The following is a 17,774-nucleotide window of genomic DNA, read 5'->3' as shown; positions in this document are numbered from 1 at the left end:
TAGCTTCTCATATTAATTTGATAATAGTTCTGTTGTTAGTTCAAAAAAACGATTGTTTTGCTCTTTTGTTCCCACTGTTACACGTATTGCATTAAGACCATATCCCCTAAGGTTTCTTACAATCATTCCTTTTTGAAGCAACTCATCTGAAATCTTTGTAGAATCTTGTGTTTCATTAAGTAATAAAGTGACAAAATTTGTATAACTGTTAATTATATCTATTTTATTCGCTTTTGCAAACTCTTCATAACGTTTCATCTCTTGAAAATTTAATTCTATGCTTTTGTTGACAAACTCTTCATCCTCAAGTGCTACAGAGGCAGCTTCAAGAGAGAGTGTAGTAATATTAAAAGGTGGTCTTAATTTATACAGCTCTTTAATAATATTAGATCCTGAGATTCCATATCCTACACGCATACCACCGAGTCCGTAAGCTTTTGAAAATGTTCCAAGATAGATAACATTATCAAACTTCTCTAGTAACTCTTTAGGTGATATTTTTTTTGCTGGATCTTTATAAGCAGCATATTCCATATAGGCACCATCTATAACCACTAAAGTGTCACTGTCTATCTTTTGAAGAAACTCTACTATATCTACTGCGTTTAGCGCATCTCCAGTAGGATTATTTGGTGTACACAAAAAGATAATCTCAGGATTTTCTTGCTTATACAACGTATAAAACTCTTCTAAATCATGTTCTTGACTCTGTGTTTTAATAATCTGGGCACCCACATGTTTTGCATAAATCTCATACATAGCAAATGTGACACTATTGATAAGGATTTTAGAATTTTTATCTGCTTTTGCATGCATAATAAACTCTATAACCTGATCGCTTCCGCTTCCTATAACAATATTTTCATCTTGAACTTCATATTTTGATTTAAGTGCACTTTTTAGTTTTGTCATTGAGTCATCAGGGTAAAGCGCCATATTGGATACAATATTCCCTACTGCTTTTTGCACTTTAGTAGAACAACCATAAGGATTCTCATTTGAAGCCAACTTCACTATATCTTTTGGCTCTATACCAAATTCACGTACAACAAGTTCTATAGGCTTTCCAGCTTCATATGTTTTTATATTTTCTAGTTTTTTATTAAATTTCACTCTTCACCCTTTACATAGCTTCCTAGCCAAGTCACTTCTTCAGTATGTTTTTGTATTACTTTTTGAACTTTTTCTTCATCTATATGACCATAAAAGTCAATGTAAAACCAATAGCCAAATCCACCCTTATCTCTTGATGGACGCGATTCTATTTTTGAAAGATTTATCTTCTCTTGGTCAAAATCTTGTAAAAAATGAACAAGAGAGCCCGCTTCTACTGCATCTTTTAGTCGTACTAAAATAGAAGTCTTATCGTCACCACTTACCCCATTTTTAAAATCACTCAAAATCAAAAAACGCGTTGTATTGTCAATGGAATCTTCTATATTTTCAAACATTGTGGGAACACCATACAATTTTGCTGCAATGTGTGAACATATAGCAGCAGAGTTTTCTTCTTTAGAAGCTAAAATAGCCGCTTTTGCTGTTGACTCTACAGGAATGAGTTCAACATTATTTAAACTATGTTCAGATAAAAACTCACGACACTGACCAAAACCTTTGTCTTTAGAGTATATCTTTGTAATTTGCTCAAGTTTTTCTGATTTTGTTGCAAAAGAGATATGAATAGGCATATAAAGTTCAGCAACAATTTTAACAGAACTTTTTGCCAACAAATCAAGTGTCTCACCAACAATGCCATCACGAGAATTTTCAATAGGTATCACACCAAATTTTGCTCGTTTAGCTTCTAGTGTTGTAAATACAGATGCTATAGAATTTAAAGAAAGATAGTCACTCATAGCACCAAAACGGCTCTCAGCTGCTTGATGTGTAAAACTTCCCTCAGGCCCTAAATATGCAATCTTTTCAGGTAGCTCTAGATTTCTAGCAACTGCAAAAATTTCTAAAAATATTGCTTCAATGGCACTTTTATTTAAAAGACCTTTCTCGTTTTCATTTAACTTATTCAGTCTTTCGATGATTGCTTTTTCCCTCTCAGGCCTGTATATTGCACCGCCTGTATTCTTTTTAATCTCACCTACACGTTCAACAATTTGCATACGTTTATTTAAAAGAGAGAGCATTTCGTTATCAATATCATCTATAGCTATTCTACAATCATCTAAAGTTTTCATTATTTTTCTCCACTTATGCTATCTAAAACTTCTTGCATATCTTTCATCACTACATCAGGTTTACGTTCTTCTTGCAGATAAGGAACAATCTCCTCTGCACTACGATACTTTCCACTTGTTACAAAGATAGTCTTCATCCCAAGCTCTTTTGCACCACCTAAATCACCTTTTACATCATCACTAATAATTGTTATATCTTCAAACAAAGCTTTAGGATTTTGCTTCTGTAATCTTTGAAGTGCTTCACTGTAAAAAGCCGCACTTGGCTTTCCTACAACAGTATAAGATGTACTTGTAGCAAATTCAAGCATTTTCAAAATCGCACCCACCCCAGGATAGCGTTTATTGTTTTTAGCGTAAATTGAGGTTTCATGCATACCAACGAGTGCTGCACCTGAGAGTAAAAAATCAATCATTTGAGCATATTCATCTGCACAAAAGTCTTCTTTTATTGCTATAAGAACAGTTTTTGGATTTTTATAATCAAAGTGATAGCCCATTTTTTTCAAAGTTGTCAAAAACTCTTTGGCCCCATAAGCAGCTACAGCTTCTTTATTGACACGAGATTCCAAAAGCATAAGAGGGTCAAGATAATGATCCTCATCAAGATGAAAACCAATAGAATTTAAGTAGCCAAGAAAATCTTTTGAAGGCTTTTTTGTATTATTGGTTATCACCATATAAGGAATCTTCTCCTCGTTTAACTTTTCTATAAAAGCTAAACTTCCTGCTATTGGTGATTTATCTTCATCACTGATTAAAGTTCCTTGAACATCTATGAAATACATAAACTTAGTCTTGTAAATATTCTTGCTCAAGAGCGATTAGATCTTCAAAGCTTTCACGTCTTCGGATAAGTCTAGCCTTGCCCTTCTCTACAGCGACTTCAGCACTTCGTCCCCGTGTATTATAGTTACTACCCATTCCAAAACCATAGGCTCCAGCACTATGGATAACAAGTAAGTCATTACGCTTCAAAGGAGGTAAAGGGTAGTCTTTAGCAAAGAAATCACCACTCTCGCATACAGGACCTACAATATCCACTTCTCTTACTTCGTCTTTATTATCTGTTAATGCTTCAATTTTATGGTAGGCATTATATAAAGCAGGACGAAGCAAATCATTCATAGCCCCATCAACTACGACAAATTTTTTCTCTCCATTTTGTTTTTCATACAATACCTTTGTCAGAAAATAACCTGCATTTGCTGTTAAAAATCTTCCAGGCTCACACAAAATAGTCAAATCAAGTGCTGTTAGGGTTCCTAAAATTGCCTGTGCGTACTCATATGGAGGAATTGTTTCTTCATTATTATACTTAATTCCGAGTCCTCCACCGATATCAAAAAACTTCAATTCAATATCAACAGCCTGTAGCGAACGAATGAGATCAGCCACAATTTCTGCTGCTTCACGAATAGGTTGTAGTTGTGTGAGTTGTGAGCCGATATGAAAATGAATCCCTACAGGATCTAAATGATCTGAATTTTTTGCTTGAATATACATACGTTTTGCAGAAGATAAATCCACTCCAAACTTGTTGTCATGCAAACCAGTTGAAATATAAGGATGCGTTTGTGGATCAATATTTGGATTTACACGGATACTGATACGAGAAGGTTTATCTAACTCTTTTGCAATAGCTTCAACACGTTGCAGTTCAGCTTCGCTTTCAACATTGATATATAAAATGTCTTTCTCTATTGCTTCACGAATTTCATCATCACTTTTACCAACACCAGAAAAGATGATTTTATATGCTGGAATACCTGCTAAAAATGCACGACGAACTTCACCGATGGAAACACAATCCGCTCCACTTCCCATTTTTGCAAAATGTTTTACTACACTCAAGTTTGCGTTTGCTTTTACAGCATATGCAATGATAGATTTTCTACCACGAAATGCCTCTTTAAGTTCACTATACTGCGCGGCCATATAGTCAAAGTCATACACATATAATGGCGTTCCATATTCATTAGCCAATGCTTTAAAATCAATCATATAATTTTTCCAAATCTTTTTGAATGAGTTTATCTAAAATGTGCTTATAAGTCGCTAAGAGGGATAACGCTCGTGTCTTTTCCATTGCCAGAGTGCGACAAAAAAGAGAATAATGATGGGTAAGATAACACCTACTTCACTTGGTATCGTTTTGTTATTGGAGAGTTCGATAAGCATAAAAAGCATACCCCAAACCATTAAAGTAGAGAGAATAGCGCCAAAACTAAAAAGTGAAATATTCAAAAAGCGTACACTTATTGGAACAAAAAAGAAAATAATAGTGATAATTAAAGGTGCAAAAAAAGGATAAATAAAAATCCTATAAAGCGCCCCTTTGATTGTACTCGTATCTATATTTTGATTATCCAATAATAGTATAGCATCTATGGCATTTTTAATGGTAAAGTTTACTTTTCCTTCATATATTTGGTCAAGCATTTTTGGGCGAAAGCCTTTGAGAATCTTCAAATCATGTGTAGAACTAACATCAATACCTGGTGAATGAAAATTAAGAGTTTCGGGTTTTTTAATAATATCTGCCTCTTTTATAAACCAAGCATTATCGCGGTACACTGCGTTTGAAGCTTCTAAAACAGACTTTAAAGAGTTCTCTTTTACAGTAAATACACGAATACCTATCGCTTTTTCTTGTAATGGTAGCAATTCTGAAAAATAAATATACTTTCCTTGATATGCGAAAAAGAGATCCTTTGTAGGATTGAGATATTGTGCATTTTTTCTAATATTATTAGAAAATTCATCTGCTCTAGCAAAATTCGACCAAGCATGTAAGGATATAAAAATCATTGTAATTACTACTGAGACCACCACAAAAGGACGTAATATATCTACTCTTGAATAGCCTAAGGAAAAAAAAGAGACCAAAGCATTTGAACGAATTAAAAATATTTTTGTTGATATCATCCCAAAAACAAGCGCTAATGGCAAAAGCATATCAATAGCAAAAAATGTTTTATACACAAGATATATCAAAAGTAAATTGGCAGAAATATTGAGCTTTTCAATATTACCAATATAATCAAACCCAACCATAAAAGCACTCAATGCAATTAAAATAATGAGAAAATATTTTGTATAATGTAAAGCCACATAATTAAAAGCTAACATTCCTTGGCAGCCTTTTGTGTGTATTTTGAACTGACATCTGCTAAAGGATGCGACAAACAGTACTCAACTGCATCACAAGCATGTTCAATTAGTTCTGGCAAACATTTTAATTGTTCTGCTGAAAACTTACCTAAAACATAAGAAACAACTTCTCCTTTATGTTCAGGCTTTCCAATACCTATCCGGATACGAATATACTCTTTACCAATTTTAGAGTCAATGGATTTGAGTCCATTATGTCCTCCATGCCCTCCACCACGTTTGAAACGCAGTGCACCAAAAGGTAAATCTAAATCATCATGTATTACAACAACATCTTCAATTTTATAAAAGTTTTTCACTTTTATAACAGAATCACCAGAGAGGTTCATAAATGTAAGTGGTTTTAATAAAAAATGATTTTCTAAAGAAACAGAGGCGTTTTGAAATTTATAAAGTTCACCAGAAAATGATGAAGAGGAAAGTTTTGAAGCGTTATTACGAGCTACTAACTCATCAATAACCATAAAACCTATGTTATGTCTTGTCTGTTCATAGTCGGAACCAGGGTTCCCTAGTCCAACTATTAACATTTTGTTACTACTTAGCTTTAATAATACTTAAAACAGCAACACGATCAGAATCTGTAAATTGAACATTTTCAGTTACATCAAGGTCGCGAATAAGTTTAGCATCACCAAGATCCATATCAGTTACATCAATAAGGATTGCTTTTGGTAAGCTCTCTATTGCAGCTTTAACTCTTAAACGAGTTTTAGAAATATTAACAAGACCTTTGTTTTTCACACCGATAGATTCACCAACAGCTTTAACTGGAACCATATAGTGTGTTACTAAACCTGGTTGTGCTACCATTAGATCAACGTGTAAAAGTTTACCTGTCACTGCATGAGACTCATATGATTGAACAACAACATTCATCTCTTTTCCATCAATTGATACTGGAAATGCCAATGTGTCTTTATTACGAACTGTACGGATGTACTCATTTTCTTTAAAAGCAGCATTGATATTTTCAAGCCCTTTTCCGTAAATATTCGCAATTAGATAACCATCACGGCGAAGTGCTTTTGTGCCCTTTTTGCCAATACTCTCTCTAACTATACCTTCTAACATATGAAGTCCTTTGTGTTTTTAAAATGTTTGAAATTTTACCTGAATTTAATTTAACATTTACTTTAAATCAAAAATATCTTCATCATTTATCTCTGGTGGAGGAGTTTTTGTTTCTTCTTCACCCTCAAGAGATGGACTACTTGTTATTTTACCTGTTGTTAAGCCATTGATTTTAAGTTCTAAATCTGAAGCGCTAGTAGCACTATCAAGTGCTTGTTCTTTTGATATAATTCCCTCATTGTATAAATCTAAAATTGACTGATCAAAACTTTGTGATTTATAGTGTTCTTTTCCAGCCTCAATTGTATCGCGTATCTCATAATCTCTGTTTTCCATGATTAACTTCTCTATCGTTGGTGTTCTGACTAAGACCTCCATCGCTGCACGTCTACCGCCACCTATGGCTGGGATAAGACGCTGAGAGACAACACCTTGCAATACGCCAGCAAGAGACATTCTAATACGATTTTGTTCATCAGTTGGAAATTGCGCAATAATACGGTTAATCGTCTCTTTTGCATCTACAGTATGCAGTGTAGAAAACACCAAGTGTCCCGTATCCGCAGCGTGCAAAGCGAGATTTACTGTCTCTTTATCACGCATTTCCCCTACAAGTATAATGTCAGGATCCTCACGAAGTGCTGCACGCAGTGCCGTTCCAAAAGAGAGAGTATCTTGTCCAACAGAACGCTGGTTAATGATGCAACCTCTGTCTTTGTGTACAAACTCAATTGGATCTTCAATCGTTATGATATGCTTTTTTCGCGTCAAATTAATTTGATTTACCAATGCGGCTAGTGTTGTTGACTTCCCGCTTCCTGTTACACCTGTAACTAAAATAAGTCCACGTTCTTTTTTTGCAAAATCTCGTACAACATCAGGTAAAAACAGTTCATCAAATGTAGGAATTTTCACGGGAATCACACGAAAGACAGCTGAGACACCATCCATTTGAAAAAAAATGTTTACACGAAAACGGTTACTCTCATCAAAAGGATATACAAGATCGAGTTCTTTGTTTTCAACAAACTCTCCAAAACGACTACGTAGAAGCTCTTTTGCAAAGGTAAGTGCATCTTCTTTAGATAAGATACCACCTGAAAACTGCTTTATCTCTCCATTAATCCGCGCCCGAACAACTGAGTTTGCTTTTACATGAAGGTCACTCCCTCCAACTTCAATCATCTTTTTTAAATATACTCGAATTTTTTTGAGCTGCTCAAATGTAAGCGAAGCAACATCTACTTCTGTATTCATAATGCCCCCAATATCTCTTTAAAAGCATCTTTAAAAGCTTGTAAGCCTTCATCTATTTGCATTTGTAAAAGTGCATCAAAGTCGATATCTGCTTCTGCTATCTTTTTAAAATGTTCTTCTATCTTTTCTCTTGAAATAGGAAGCGCTTTTTCTTTTCTTGCATTTTCATGAAAAGCTTTTATAGTATCTACAGGAGCTGTGTTGATAGAGTTATATGCTAAAAGTTTTTCTACATAATAATATGGAGCAAGTGAGTCATCCTTTACACCAGTACTTGCAAAGAGTGCACGACAACCTAAAACTTGCATAGACTCTATTGCTTCATAAATATCTGAAGTATTATATATTCCACTCAAAGCAACTTCTATGTTATTATCTTTTAACACTGGGTCCAAAGCTCTATCTATACGACTTACAAATATGCTGATGACGGTATCGACCTTTGTCCCGTAGTTTTCAACACCACGAGCAAAAGCTTTCGCACAAGCTACTGCTTGAGCTTTTTTAAAAATCAATGTCGCATTTACTGGAATGCCCACTGAAGTAAGTGCTTCCATTGCTTCATAACCTGCCTCTGTGGCAGGTACTTTAATCATTACATTTTTTCTTTGTATAGCTTCAAAAAGTCTTTTACCTTCAGCAATAGTTGCCTCAGCATCATCACAAAGGAAAGGATCAACTTCAATACTTACATAACCATCATCACCCTTGTCAAATAAAGGTTTTAAGATATCGGCTGCTTTTTGTATATCAAATATTGCTACAGCTTCATATTTTTCTTTTGCAGTTAATGAATCACTTAAAGATTCAAGTTGCTCAATATATGCAGGTGAACTTAAAATTGCATTTTTAAATATCGCAGGATTTGAAGTAGCTCCATTGACTATCTTTTTATCTATTAGTTCTTTAAATTCATTATCAAGATAATCTCTTTCAATAAAATCCGCCCACAAAGAAAACTTCAAATCTTCAATATACATACATAATTCCTAAATTAAATTTGATTTATTATAACCCAATAAAAATAAAATTATGCCACTTTTTTAGGAATCCTAATACTAAAGAGAGTTTCACCATTTTGACATTGAACTTCTATATCAGTATCAAACTGTTTTTGCATAATCATTTGAGACATATAAAGCCCCAAACCAGTACCATTTTTCCCTTTAGTACTATAATATGGTTCGAAGATATATTGCATGTCATTTTGTGCAATACCACCCGCATTATCATGTATGCTAATATGGACATGCTCATCCTCATTCTTTAGCCCAATAATTATTTTTGGATTTTCAATGCCTCTTTTGATTAGTTCATCAACAGCGTTATTTAAAATATTTAGCAGAACCTGCACAATTTCATTTGCATAGGTATGTGCAAATACTTTCGTATCCTTGTTATGTTCTACTTTTATTTGAGTATCTTTTAATCGTGGCATAATAAAATTAATCGCTTTAGAAACCAAGGCACCCATATCGGTATAAGCTGGCTCTTTATTTGGATTGAAATATGTCTGAAAGTCATTTATCGTATCAGAAAGGTAGACAATGGTTTCATTAATAACTTGCAATACTTTATCTAGTTCTTCACCGCTTACATCCTGTCCTAAAAGTTTTTTGACCTGTAGATTTGAAATATTTAGTGTCACAGTAGAGAGTGGTTGTCTCCACTGGTGTGCTATCATACTTATCATTTCACCCATAACTGCTTGTTTAGACTGTATAGTTAAAATTTTATCTTTTTCTTCTACTTCTTCAATTCGCTTTTGAAGCTGCCCTTGCTGATACAAAATAAGACTTTTTGCCTCAAGCATTTTTTTCTTATAAAAAAACACAATTAAGCTTACAATTCCTAGAACAAAGTCAATATAAAATACTTGAAAAAATGTATATTCAACTTGTATAAATGGCTGAAGAGGGACAATAAGAACCATTGTCATCAAAATAAAAAGCCAAGCTAATGCCTGTTTATCACTGTTGAGATAGAGCATTACAATGGGATAAGCATAAATCCATACATGTTTCATCTCAGAAGGCGAACTCACATAAAACAGCATTACCAGTAATACAGTTCCTTCAAATGTTACCCCAGTAGCAGCAAGAGAATAATACTTTTTATCTTTTCTAAGAAACAGAGCCATGATGATATTTATAAGAAAAAGGCTGAATTCAAACCATGCCAACATACTAAAATCATTCACTATAAAGCCAAACAAATAGCCAATAGAAGATGTCATAATCGCAATATTCATCATCTGAAATATACTGCGTTGCTCCACCTCATCTCTTGCAAACTCATGCCCACTTGTAAAAAAATTTTTTATAATTTTATTCATTTTTATCTTTCTTATGGTAGATATATTTTATCTTGGAGTTCTTCAAACTCCAGTTTTGCATCACTATCAAGGGTGATACCACCGCCACTTTTATAGATGTATCCTTGAGGTGTTTTTTCTATGTAGCGAATCATCACGCCACTATCAAAACTCATCCCATCAAAGAGACCAAAAACCCCAGTAAAAAAACCTCTTTCATATCCTTCAATATCTTTGATAATTTTTACTGTACTCTTCTTTGGCGCCCCACTAATACTTCCTGCAGGCAACAAAGAGTGCAAAATATCACCCAAATTTTCTTGCCAATTAGGCGGTAATTTCGCGCTAATATGTGAACTAACTTGCAAAAGTTTTTTCTCTCCAGCTTCTATAGTTTGGATATAACGAAAATCTTCAACTTTCACTTCACTCGCTTTGATAGAGAGATCATTTCGAAGTAAATCCACTATCATTATATGTTCAGCCATCTCTTTTTCATTCTCTAAAATTATTGTAGCTGCATTCTCTAGTGAAGCATCAATCGTACCTTTCATAGGAAAAGTATGAATTTTATCGTCTTTGATTTGGATGAACTTTTCAGGTGAGAAACAGATAAATTCATCTTTGTAACGAAGCTTATACTCTGCATTTGCAAGCGTATACATCTCTTTGAGGCTCAGCTGCGTTTGGATTGGGGTTGCTTGTGTAAGGTTTAAGATATAAGTTTCTCCTGCTTTTATATTTTCTATCACAGCATCAAACTTTTTTTTATACTCTACAAAAGGAAGCGGGATTTTTTTTAATTGATGAGAGTGTTCTTTAAAGCCACCTCTTGCACTTATACTAAACTCGATATCATTTTTTTGTAAATCTTCGAGCAAAATGACTTCTACTCTTTCGCCCAAAAAATCACTAATAAATAAAAATGGCTTCCTCTGTTTTGCTAAAACATTAATTTTTTCAAAACTCATACAGTAATTATGCAATCAATTTTTTGAGTATTGCCATTCTCATATTTACTCCATTAGTGACTTGTTCAAGTACTTTACAACGCTTATCTTCAAGCATTGCATCAGAAATATCTATGTTTCTATGTACAGGGCCAGGATGCAATAAAATGATATCACGTTCACCAACTAACTCTTCAGTGATACAAAAATCACTCGCATAATCTTTTAAACTTGCATAGCTTTGGGAGGAGTGTCGCTCAGTTTGTGTTCGTAAACTCATAATAGCATCCACCTCATCTATAATCTCTGTAAGATAGTGTGTTGTTTTGAGTGATGTTTTTGGTAAAAAATGAGGAGGAGCCACCAAAATCACTTCCATTCCAAAACGCGTTAAAAGTTCTATATTTGAGTTTGCAACACGAGAGTTTTTTATATCACCAACAATTGCAATCTTTTTCCCTACTACTGAACCAAAATGATCACTAAGGGTATAAAGATCTAGTAGTGCTTGAGAGGGATGTGCATGTGCGCCATCACCTGCATTTAATATACTTGCTTTAGTATGTTGTGAGAGAATTTTAGGAACACCTGCATTTTGATGACGAACAATGATTGCATCTGGACCCATAGCATCAAGATTCATTGCAGTATCTACAAGTGTTTCCCCTTTTTTTGTGGAGCTCTTAGCTACATCAAGATGAACCATTTGCGCACCGAGTCGCTTTGCAGCAATTTCAAAGGAGCTCTTTGTACGTGTCGAATTTTCAAAGAAAAGCGTAATAATAAGCTTATCTTGAAGAATTTTTTCAAAATGTCCATCGCTAAAGCTTTTCGCGTCAGCCAAAAGTGTTTCAATCTCTTGTTTTGTAAAATCGTCAGTTCTTATTAAATGCTGCATGCTCATCCTAACTTTTAAATTTACAAATTATACAAGAGTTGGCTTAGAGTGTCAATATCATCACTCACTTTTAAAACTTCAAAGCCACTATTTATAAAGTATGGCTCACTCACTACACTAAAACTCTCATCTTTATCCCGACAATTAAATGCGACTACATGCCTTATCTTTTTATCTTGCAAAGCTTTCTTGCTTAAAAGAGTATCATTGATACAGCCAAGAGAACAGTGTGTCACAAGTAGAGCTACTGCGTTTAGCTCTTGTATCAAGTCTATCATCATTGTATCTGCATCAACAGGAACATATAAACCACCCGCCCCTTCTATAAGAAGCACATCACAAACTCTCTCAAGTTTTTCAATCGCTGCGTTTACTCTGTCCATATCAAACGCAGCTGCGTTTGAAGCCACATAAGGCGCTGCAGCTAACTCATAAGTTATGGGTACTATATCTTTAACATCAAAATCTTCAAATGCAGGGTTTAGTTTTTGCACCAAAGCTAACAGTTCGCTTCCATCAGGACAAAATCCATCAAGAACACCTGTTTCTATAGGCTTAATAACACCTACTTTCAATCCTCGTGCTGCAAATGATTTTAAAAGAAGTTTTGTTGTGTATGTTTTGCCAATGTCAGTATTTGTAGCCGTAATAAAGATGCGTTTTGCCAAGAATTCTCTTTTTTATGAAAATTATAACAGAATTTGAAAAAATTATCTAAAAAGCCATAAAAACTAAAAGAGTGATGTAAATTCAAGGAGTCTAGTGAGGAAGGGTACTAACAGTACCTAAGGAACGTAACGACGCAGAAGTTGCGTCGCTATTTTAGTTTTTATCAGTGTTAACGATTTTGTTTGCTGATATCCACGGCATCATTTCACGAAGACCATTACCAGTTTGCTCGATTAAAGATGCTTTTGCATTGTTACGCTCAGCATTCATACGAGGATAGCCAGCTTGACCTTCTAAGATAAAGTCTTTTGCAAATCTACCATCTTGAATCTCTTTAAGAATTTCTTTCATAGCTTCTTTTGATTCTTTGTTGATAACACGTTTACCAGAAACATAATCACCATACTCAGCAGTGTTAGAGATAGAGTATCTCATATCAGCGATACCACCCTCAAACATTAAGTCAACGATAAGTTTAAGTTCGTGTAAACACTCAAAGTATGCCATTTCAGGAGCATAACCAGCTTCAGTTAAAGTCTCAAAACCAGCTTGAACTAGAGATGTTACACCACCACAAAGAACTGCTTGCTCACCAAAAAGGTCAGTTTCAGTTTCATCTTTAAAAGTTGTTTCAATGATAGCCGTACGACCACCACCAATAGCAGATGCGTAAGAAAGTGCTAACTCTTTTGTGTTGCCACTAGGGTTATTTCCAACAGCGATAAGGTCAGGAATACCACCACCACGAACAAATTCAGAACGTACAGTATGACCAGGTGCTTTTGGAGCAATCATAGTAACATTGATATCTTCTGCTGGAATAATGCTGTTGTAATGGATATTAAAACCATGACCAAAAGCAATAGTATCACCTGGGTTTAAGTTTGGTTCTATCTCTTCTTTGTATATTCTAGCTTGATCTTCATCTGGAAGAAGAATCATAATAACATCAGATTTTGCAGTAGCTTCAGCAACTGTAAGCACTTCAAAACCTTTTGCCTCAGCCTTACCCCAAGAAGAACCATTCTTACGAAGACCAACACATACTTCAACACCACTGTCTCTTAAGTTTTCAGCGTGTGCATGTCCTTGAGAACCAAAACCAATCATTGCAACTTTTTTGCTTCTAATTAGGTCTAAACTTGTATCTTTATCATAGTAAACATTTAATGCCATTCCATTTCCTTGAGCTTCAAGAGCATATCCCTTGAAAAATTTGTCGCATTATACTAAGATTTTGGTAAAACTTTTATTAGAGTTAGCTTATACACACTATTAAATGTTTTCACTTAATCTGAGACCTAGTATAATATCGAAAATATAAAAGGTATAATATGAAAAAATTTAATCTATTTAACGAAATCATCACTGTGAATAAAACAGAACTACTCAGTGCATTAAACACATCTAAAGAGTTTGGTATCAACATCAAAGGCGAAATTAAGTTTGCTCCCTTTGCAGACAAAGAGATACTAATCTACCAAGGAAAATACACTTCGGCGCCAACAAGCGCACTCATGCCTCAAAAAGTACCAAGCCTTGCAGAGATCTTTGGTCGTAACTATCAAATAGTTGAAGACGATGACAGAGTACTTATCAAGGCTTTCTCAAATTGGCAAACACTCATTAAAGTCAATACTCCTCGTGCTTCTTATGATGATACAACTGGGGATGGTGTCGATAAGTTTGCGAACAAAGCTCTTGAAGATATAGGATGGCATGCAACTGACTTTAATATCAACTATAGAACGCTTGTTGAAATTCTTGAAAATGAGTGTGATGGCACGCTACTTTGTATCGAACAAGAAGATCCGTATCAGTTTAGTGGACTTGGATATTTAGACGATGATGAACAAGCCCAAAAAATCCTTTTTGAGTATTGTCAAAACAAGATTAAAGAGATTATAGCTAATGATCCATTATATGCAAAAGATAATCTCAGCGATGATGAAGAAGAAGCTGCTGAGTTCTTCAAATGTCTATAAACAAACAGAAGATATCTATTGAGCATAAGTACAGAGGAAGTATAAACTTTCCAGATACCACTGAAGCTAAAGATATCTTTTTTCGTACCAAGCAAGCCTATGCAAACCATGAAAAAATGAGTGTTAACCTTGTTTTTTCAAAAACAAAACTCGCAAAACTCAAAAAGTATCAAAAAGGTTCTGCACAAAAAGAGCTGGAAAATTTGGAGTTTTATATTGAACTTGGAAAGATATTAGATTTCAACACAGCTGATGCACAAAAACTCAAAACATCTATTGAGCTTATTAATGATACAGCACATACAAGTTTTAATATTACAAAAAGACTCACCCTTATCAATAAAAAACAAAAATCTAAAGCTGACAAAAACTATCTTTTTTGGGATATAGAAAATTTTTCAAGTATTTCATCTATTTTTAATGATGTCATTGAGCCTTATAACATTCAAGATAAGCATATCTTTATGGCGGCAAACCCTGATTCACTCTACCTTAAACGTGCTGAATGGGAGGCCAACCTATATGACTATGGAAAAACTCTTAACTCTTTTCATTTCATCAAATGCGAACATGGAAAAAATGTGGCTGATGACATACTCTTAGAAGAGTTTCAAAATGCAAAACTTACAAATACAAATGTCTTTATTTTGACATTTGATAGAGAGCTAAAAGAACGTTTTACTGAAGTGACACACAAAAGTAACAACCTTTATATTATAGGTAAATAACTTATTTTGTAAGGGTACAAGCCTCTACGAGTTCTGCTTGTGGTTCACCAAGATAAAACCCTTGTGCATAGTCAATGTCTAGCTCTTTGACTATGTCATAAATTTTTTGAGAATGCACAAATTCTGCAACAGTTTTTTTCTTTAGTTTTTTAGCAAAAATAACAATAGTTTCTACTATCAATCTTGCATTTTCATCACTATCAATATTCTTTATTAAAGAACCGTCTATCTTCATAAAACCTGAGGTAATCGTTGTCATATGTTGAAAATTTGCAAATCCACTTCCAAAATCATCTATTGCTATCTCAACGCCATATTTGCTAACATCTTTTGTAAATTTTGTAATAATAGCTTCATTAGAGTACTCTTGTGTCTCTAAAATTTCTATTGTAAGTTGTGAGGCAATATCGTATTTATCAATTTGATAAAAAAGATACTCTCTTGTTTTTTCATTTAAGATGTCACTAAAAGCAAGATTGATACTAAACTTTAAACCATTTTTTGAAAATATTTCAAATGTTTTATCTATCATTATTCTTGTAATTTTAGAATAAATTTTTATCTTTTCACTTATGCTTAAAAAGAAATATGGTGATAAAATATCTCCATTTTCTTTTATTAAACGAACTAAAGCTTCATACTTTTCAATTTCACCTGTTTGGATATTGAATATAGGCTGAAAATAGGGAACGATTCTATCATTTGCTATAGCACTTTTAATTTCATTTGCAATTTGTAAGTTTTCTTCATGTTGCTGGGTGAGTTGTAATTTTTCATCATAGATGATATAAGACTGTTTGTTCCTTTTAGCCTCTTTTAAAGACATATCTGCGTTTGGCAGACCTGTTTTCGTTTCATTTAAATACGCTGCTGCAATGGTAACTGAGATATGAATTGAATTTGCATCAATATAAAACTTTTCTTTAGCAACGAAAAGAATAAGTCTTTTTATAACAGATTCAATTTCTTGTTTTGTTTGATTTTCAATAGAAATCAGAGCATATTCATCTGAGGGTTGTTTATATACCTCAAGACGTTCTTTCTCGCAAAATTTTCTTAAAACTTTTGACATTCTGATGAGTACTTTATCTCCAGTAGAATGACCATAGAAGTCATTGATAGTTGCAAAGTCATCAATATTAATGAGATAAATTGTTTTACCGACTAATTCATTGATACTTTTAAGTAAACTCAATCTATTTGGCAAGCCTGTAAGCTTATCAAAATAGGCTTGTCTATAAATATACTCCGAGTTATATTTTATGCGATCTTCAAGATGTTCATTTAATTCAGCAAGCTCTTTTGAAACTGCGTTTGCCAAATGGGCTACGACATGCTCAGCCTTAATCTCAATATTATGCTGATGTAAGTCTGTTTGTATATCTTCATGCTTGAGTATTTTTTGTTCTTCACTTAGAGCTAGAAGAGTGCTTGTTTCATTAAACATTTCATTCTTGGCATCGGTATGAAAAAACTCACCATAAGTAAAAAACCCACTTAAATCCCCTAACTGATTGAGGTTTTCCAGCTCATCAACCATATATTTACCCATAAAACGTCGTCTCGCCATGCAAGAGTAAACAAATACTGCTTCAGGTTTGTATTGAATCTCATTTATGGCTTTTTCTAAATGATAGTCACTGTTTTTTAAAATCGCTTCAATATTTCCAACACCAAAATAAACAGTGTCACCCTCTTGTAAATTTCCTGCAAATGTAAGTGAATTATCACTATGTTTTAGTAATACTGCCCGTCCAATATTCTCTCCATCTTTTTCAAAAATTAGTGGGAATTCGATGCCAATTTGTGGTAGTTGATTTGCTAATTCTTTTCCCATATATTTTGCATAAATATCTACTGCAGGAATACCATCTATCTCATAGACACGATTTTTTACGGCTTTTGTAATTGTAAGTTTTTTCCCTATTGGTAACCAGTCAAAAGCATATTTTGTATAAACATTTAAACTATCACTATTGAGTGAAACACCAACGGCTCCACATTCACTAATCTTATTTGCATCAAAAATATAAGTCTGTTTTAGCTCGCCATTGTCACCTGCTAAACCACCAGAAACTATTAGATCAGCCTTCACACTACTTATGCCATCTAAATACTCTTCCCCATTTGTATGCAAACCATCAGCAAAAGTCATAATTGCTTTTGTATTATCCCTCAGTATTTTCTGAGTAAGTTTTACACCAGAGTTATAACTCATCTCAAAGCTGCCATCATGCTCAACCAAACAAGAGTGCAAAGTTGTATGTGAAAACTGTGTAAAAGTCACTACACTTTTTGTATTAACATATATCTTATCATTTTCTAATACGCCATCAGTTGTCACACCTACAATGACTGCGTTTGAAAATCGTGATTTAAGGTAGTGTTGAATTTTTTGTATTTCCAAGAAGTCTGCACGTGCACAAAACACCTGAATAAGAAGCTCTTTAGAATCTTTAACATCGATTATGACATCAAGTTCATTAATATTAGAAAAAGAAATAGTAAAATTAGTCATAAGAGATTGTATTAG

The 17,774-nt window shown here is 34.0% G+C and carries 17 protein-coding genes; 2 read left to right on the top strand and 15 right to left on the bottom strand.

Annotation, left to right across the window (positions count from 1 at the left end; all coding sequences use genetic code 11):
* Nucleotides 1–12: 12 nt before the first annotated feature.
* The 14 genes from hisC to ilvC all read right to left on the bottom strand — a co-directional run bounded on the left by hisC (nt 13) and on the right by ilvC (nt 13,704).
* On the bottom strand, nt 13–1,113 hold the full coding sequence (gene hisC / locus MV052_RS04565; protein ID WP_297441406.1) for a histidinol-phosphate transaminase: 1,101 nt from the start codon (nt 1,111–1,113) through the stop codon (nt 13–15).
* Nucleotides 1,110–2,192, bottom strand: coding sequence for a prephenate dehydratase (pheA, locus tag MV052_RS04560; protein WP_297441404.1), 1,083 nt, complete (start codon nt 2,190–2,192; stop codon nt 1,110–1,112). The genes hisC and pheA overlap by 4 nt, the downstream gene beginning before the upstream one ends.
* Nucleotides 2,192–2,980: an HAD-IIA family hydrolase gene (locus MV052_RS04555; RefSeq protein ID WP_297441402.1), complete on the bottom strand. Its 789-nt coding sequence runs from the start codon at nt 2,978–2,980 to the stop codon at nt 2,192–2,194. The genes pheA and MV052_RS04555 overlap by 1 nt, the downstream gene beginning before the upstream one ends.
* Nucleotides 2,981–2,984: 4 nt before the next feature.
* On the bottom strand, nt 2,985–4,196 hold the full coding sequence (gene lysA, locus MV052_RS04550) for a diaminopimelate decarboxylase (protein ID WP_297441400.1): 1,212 nt from the start codon (nt 4,194–4,196) through the stop codon (nt 2,985–2,987).
* Nucleotides 4,197–4,250: 54 nt separating this feature from the next.
* Nucleotides 4,251–5,324 (bottom strand): LptF/LptG family permease, encoded by a 1,074-nt coding sequence (locus tag MV052_RS04545; protein ID WP_297441398.1) that lies wholly within the window; start codon nt 5,322–5,324, stop codon nt 4,251–4,253.
* The gene (pth, locus tag MV052_RS04540) at nt 5,318–5,896 is read right to left on the bottom strand and encodes an aminoacyl-tRNA hydrolase (RefSeq protein WP_297441396.1); all 579 of its coding nucleotides are present in this window, start codon (nt 5,894–5,896) and stop codon (nt 5,318–5,320) included. Before pth ends, MV052_RS04545 begins: the two co-directional genes overlap by 7 nt.
* A gap of 7 nt (nt 5,897–5,903) precedes the next feature.
* On the bottom strand, nt 5,904–6,440 hold the full coding sequence (locus tag MV052_RS04535; RefSeq protein ID WP_297441394.1) for a 50S ribosomal protein L25/general stress protein Ctc: 537 nt from the start codon (nt 6,438–6,440) through the stop codon (nt 5,904–5,906).
* 57 nt (nt 6,441–6,497) lie between these two features.
* Nucleotides 6,498–7,697, bottom strand: coding sequence for a PilT/PilU family type 4a pilus ATPase (locus MV052_RS04530; protein ID WP_297441392.1), 1,200 nt, complete (start codon nt 7,695–7,697; stop codon nt 6,498–6,500).
* Nucleotides 7,694–8,677, bottom strand: a complete 984-nt coding sequence (locus tag MV052_RS04525; RefSeq protein WP_297441390.1) for a transaldolase — start codon at nt 8,675–8,677, stop codon at nt 7,694–7,696. Before MV052_RS04525 ends, MV052_RS04530 begins: the two co-directional genes overlap by 4 nt.
* A gap of 50 nt (nt 8,678–8,727) precedes the next feature.
* On the bottom strand, nt 8,728–10,032 hold the full coding sequence (locus MV052_RS04520) for a HAMP domain-containing sensor histidine kinase (RefSeq protein ID WP_297441387.1): 1,305 nt from the start codon (nt 10,030–10,032) through the stop codon (nt 8,728–8,730).
* An 11-nt stretch (nt 10,033–10,043) separates the two neighbouring features.
* Nucleotides 10,044–10,982 carry an aminodeoxychorismate synthase component I gene (locus MV052_RS04515; RefSeq protein WP_297441385.1) on the bottom strand — a complete coding sequence of 313 codons (939 nt, stop codon included), beginning with the start codon at nt 10,980–10,982 and terminating at the stop codon, nt 10,044–10,046.
* A 7-nt stretch (nt 10,983–10,989) separates the two neighbouring features.
* The gene (locus MV052_RS04510) at nt 10,990–11,859 is read right to left on the bottom strand and encodes an aspartate carbamoyltransferase catalytic subunit (RefSeq protein ID WP_297441383.1); all 870 of its coding nucleotides are present in this window, start codon (nt 11,857–11,859) and stop codon (nt 10,990–10,992) included.
* A 20-nt stretch (nt 11,860–11,879) separates the two neighbouring features.
* Entirely contained in the window at nt 11,880–12,527 is a 648-nt protein-coding gene (bioD, locus tag MV052_RS04505) for a dethiobiotin synthase (protein WP_297441381.1), read from the bottom strand.
* A 154-nt stretch (nt 12,528–12,681) separates the two neighbouring features.
* The gene (gene ilvC, locus MV052_RS04500; protein ID WP_297441379.1) at nt 12,682–13,704 is read right to left on the bottom strand and encodes a ketol-acid reductoisomerase; all 1,023 of its coding nucleotides are present in this window, start codon (nt 13,702–13,704) and stop codon (nt 12,682–12,684) included.
* 158 nt (nt 13,705–13,862) lie between these two features.
* Between ilvC and MV052_RS04495 the strand changes: the two genes are divergently transcribed.
* Entirely contained in the window at nt 13,863–14,513 is a 651-nt protein-coding gene (locus tag MV052_RS04495) for a hypothetical protein (protein ID WP_297441377.1), read from the top strand.
* Nucleotides 14,504–15,241 carry a hypothetical protein gene (locus MV052_RS04490; protein WP_297441375.1) on the top strand — a complete coding sequence of 246 codons (738 nt, stop codon included), beginning with the start codon at nt 14,504–14,506 and terminating at the stop codon, nt 15,239–15,241. Before MV052_RS04495 ends, MV052_RS04490 begins: the two co-directional genes overlap by 10 nt.
* Before the next feature lies 1 nt (nt 15,242).
* On the opposite strand, the gene MV052_RS04485 is transcribed toward MV052_RS04490, so the two are convergent.
* The gene (locus MV052_RS04485; RefSeq protein WP_297441373.1) at nt 15,243–17,759 is read right to left on the bottom strand and encodes an EAL domain-containing protein; all 2,517 of its coding nucleotides are present in this window, start codon (nt 17,757–17,759) and stop codon (nt 15,243–15,245) included.
* Nucleotides 17,760–17,774: the final 15 nt, after the last annotated feature.

This window comes from Sulfurimonas sp. (genome assembly GCF_026988655.1).
Classification (GTDB): domain Bacteria; phylum Campylobacterota; class Campylobacteria; order Campylobacterales; family Sulfurimonadaceae; genus Sulfurimonas.
The sequence above is the reverse complement of the archived record's forward strand: the minus strand, read 5'-3'. Positions and strand labels throughout refer to the sequence as shown.

Excerpts from the sequence above, each read along its gene's own strand:
- pheA (WP_297441404.1), bottom strand. The coding sequence starts at position 2,192 with ATGAAAACTTTAGATGATTGTAGAATAGCTATAGATGATATTGATAAC.
- MV052_RS04555 (WP_297441402.1), bottom strand. The coding sequence starts at position 2,980 with ATGTATTTCATAGATGTTCAAGGAACTTTAATCAGTGATGAAGATAAA.
- lysA (WP_297441400.1), bottom strand. The coding sequence starts at position 4,196 with ATGATTGATTTTAAAGCATTGGCTAATGAATATGGAACGCCATTATAT.
- MV052_RS04545 (WP_297441398.1), bottom strand. The coding sequence starts at position 5,324 with ATGTTAGCTTTTAATTATGTGGCTTTACATTATACAAAATATTTTCTC.
- pth (WP_297441396.1), bottom strand. The coding sequence starts at position 5,896 with ATGTTAATAGTTGGACTAGGGAACCCTGGTTCCGACTATGAACAGACA.
- MV052_RS04535 (WP_297441394.1), bottom strand. The coding sequence starts at position 6,440 with ATGTTAGAAGGTATAGTTAGAGAGAGTATTGGCAAAAAGGGCACAAAA.
- MV052_RS04530 (WP_297441392.1), bottom strand. The coding sequence starts at position 7,697 with ATGAATACAGAAGTAGATGTTGCTTCGCTTACATTTGAGCAGCTCAAA.
- MV052_RS04525 (WP_297441390.1), bottom strand. The coding sequence starts at position 8,677 with ATGTATATTGAAGATTTGAAGTTTTCTTTGTGGGCGGATTTTATTGAA.
- MV052_RS04520 (WP_297441387.1), bottom strand. The coding sequence starts at position 10,032 with ATGAATAAAATTATAAAAAATTTTTTTACAAGTGGGCATGAGTTTGCA.
- MV052_RS04515 (WP_297441385.1), bottom strand. The coding sequence starts at position 10,982 with ATGAGTTTTGAAAAAATTAATGTTTTAGCAAAACAGAGGAAGCCATTT.
- MV052_RS04510 (WP_297441383.1), bottom strand. The coding sequence starts at position 11,859 with ATGCAGCATTTAATAAGAACTGACGATTTTACAAAACAAGAGATTGAA.
- ilvC (WP_297441379.1), bottom strand. The coding sequence starts at position 13,704 with ATGGCATTAAATGTTTACTATGATAAAGATACAAGTTTAGACCTAATT.
- MV052_RS04495 (WP_297441377.1), top strand. The coding sequence starts at position 13,863 with ATGAAAAAATTTAATCTATTTAACGAAATCATCACTGTGAATAAAACA.
- MV052_RS04490 (WP_297441375.1), top strand. The coding sequence starts at position 14,504 with ATGTCTATAAACAAACAGAAGATATCTATTGAGCATAAGTACAGAGGA.
- MV052_RS04485 (WP_297441373.1), bottom strand. The coding sequence starts at position 17,759 with ATGACTAATTTTACTATTTCTTTTTCTAATATTAATGAACTTGATGTC.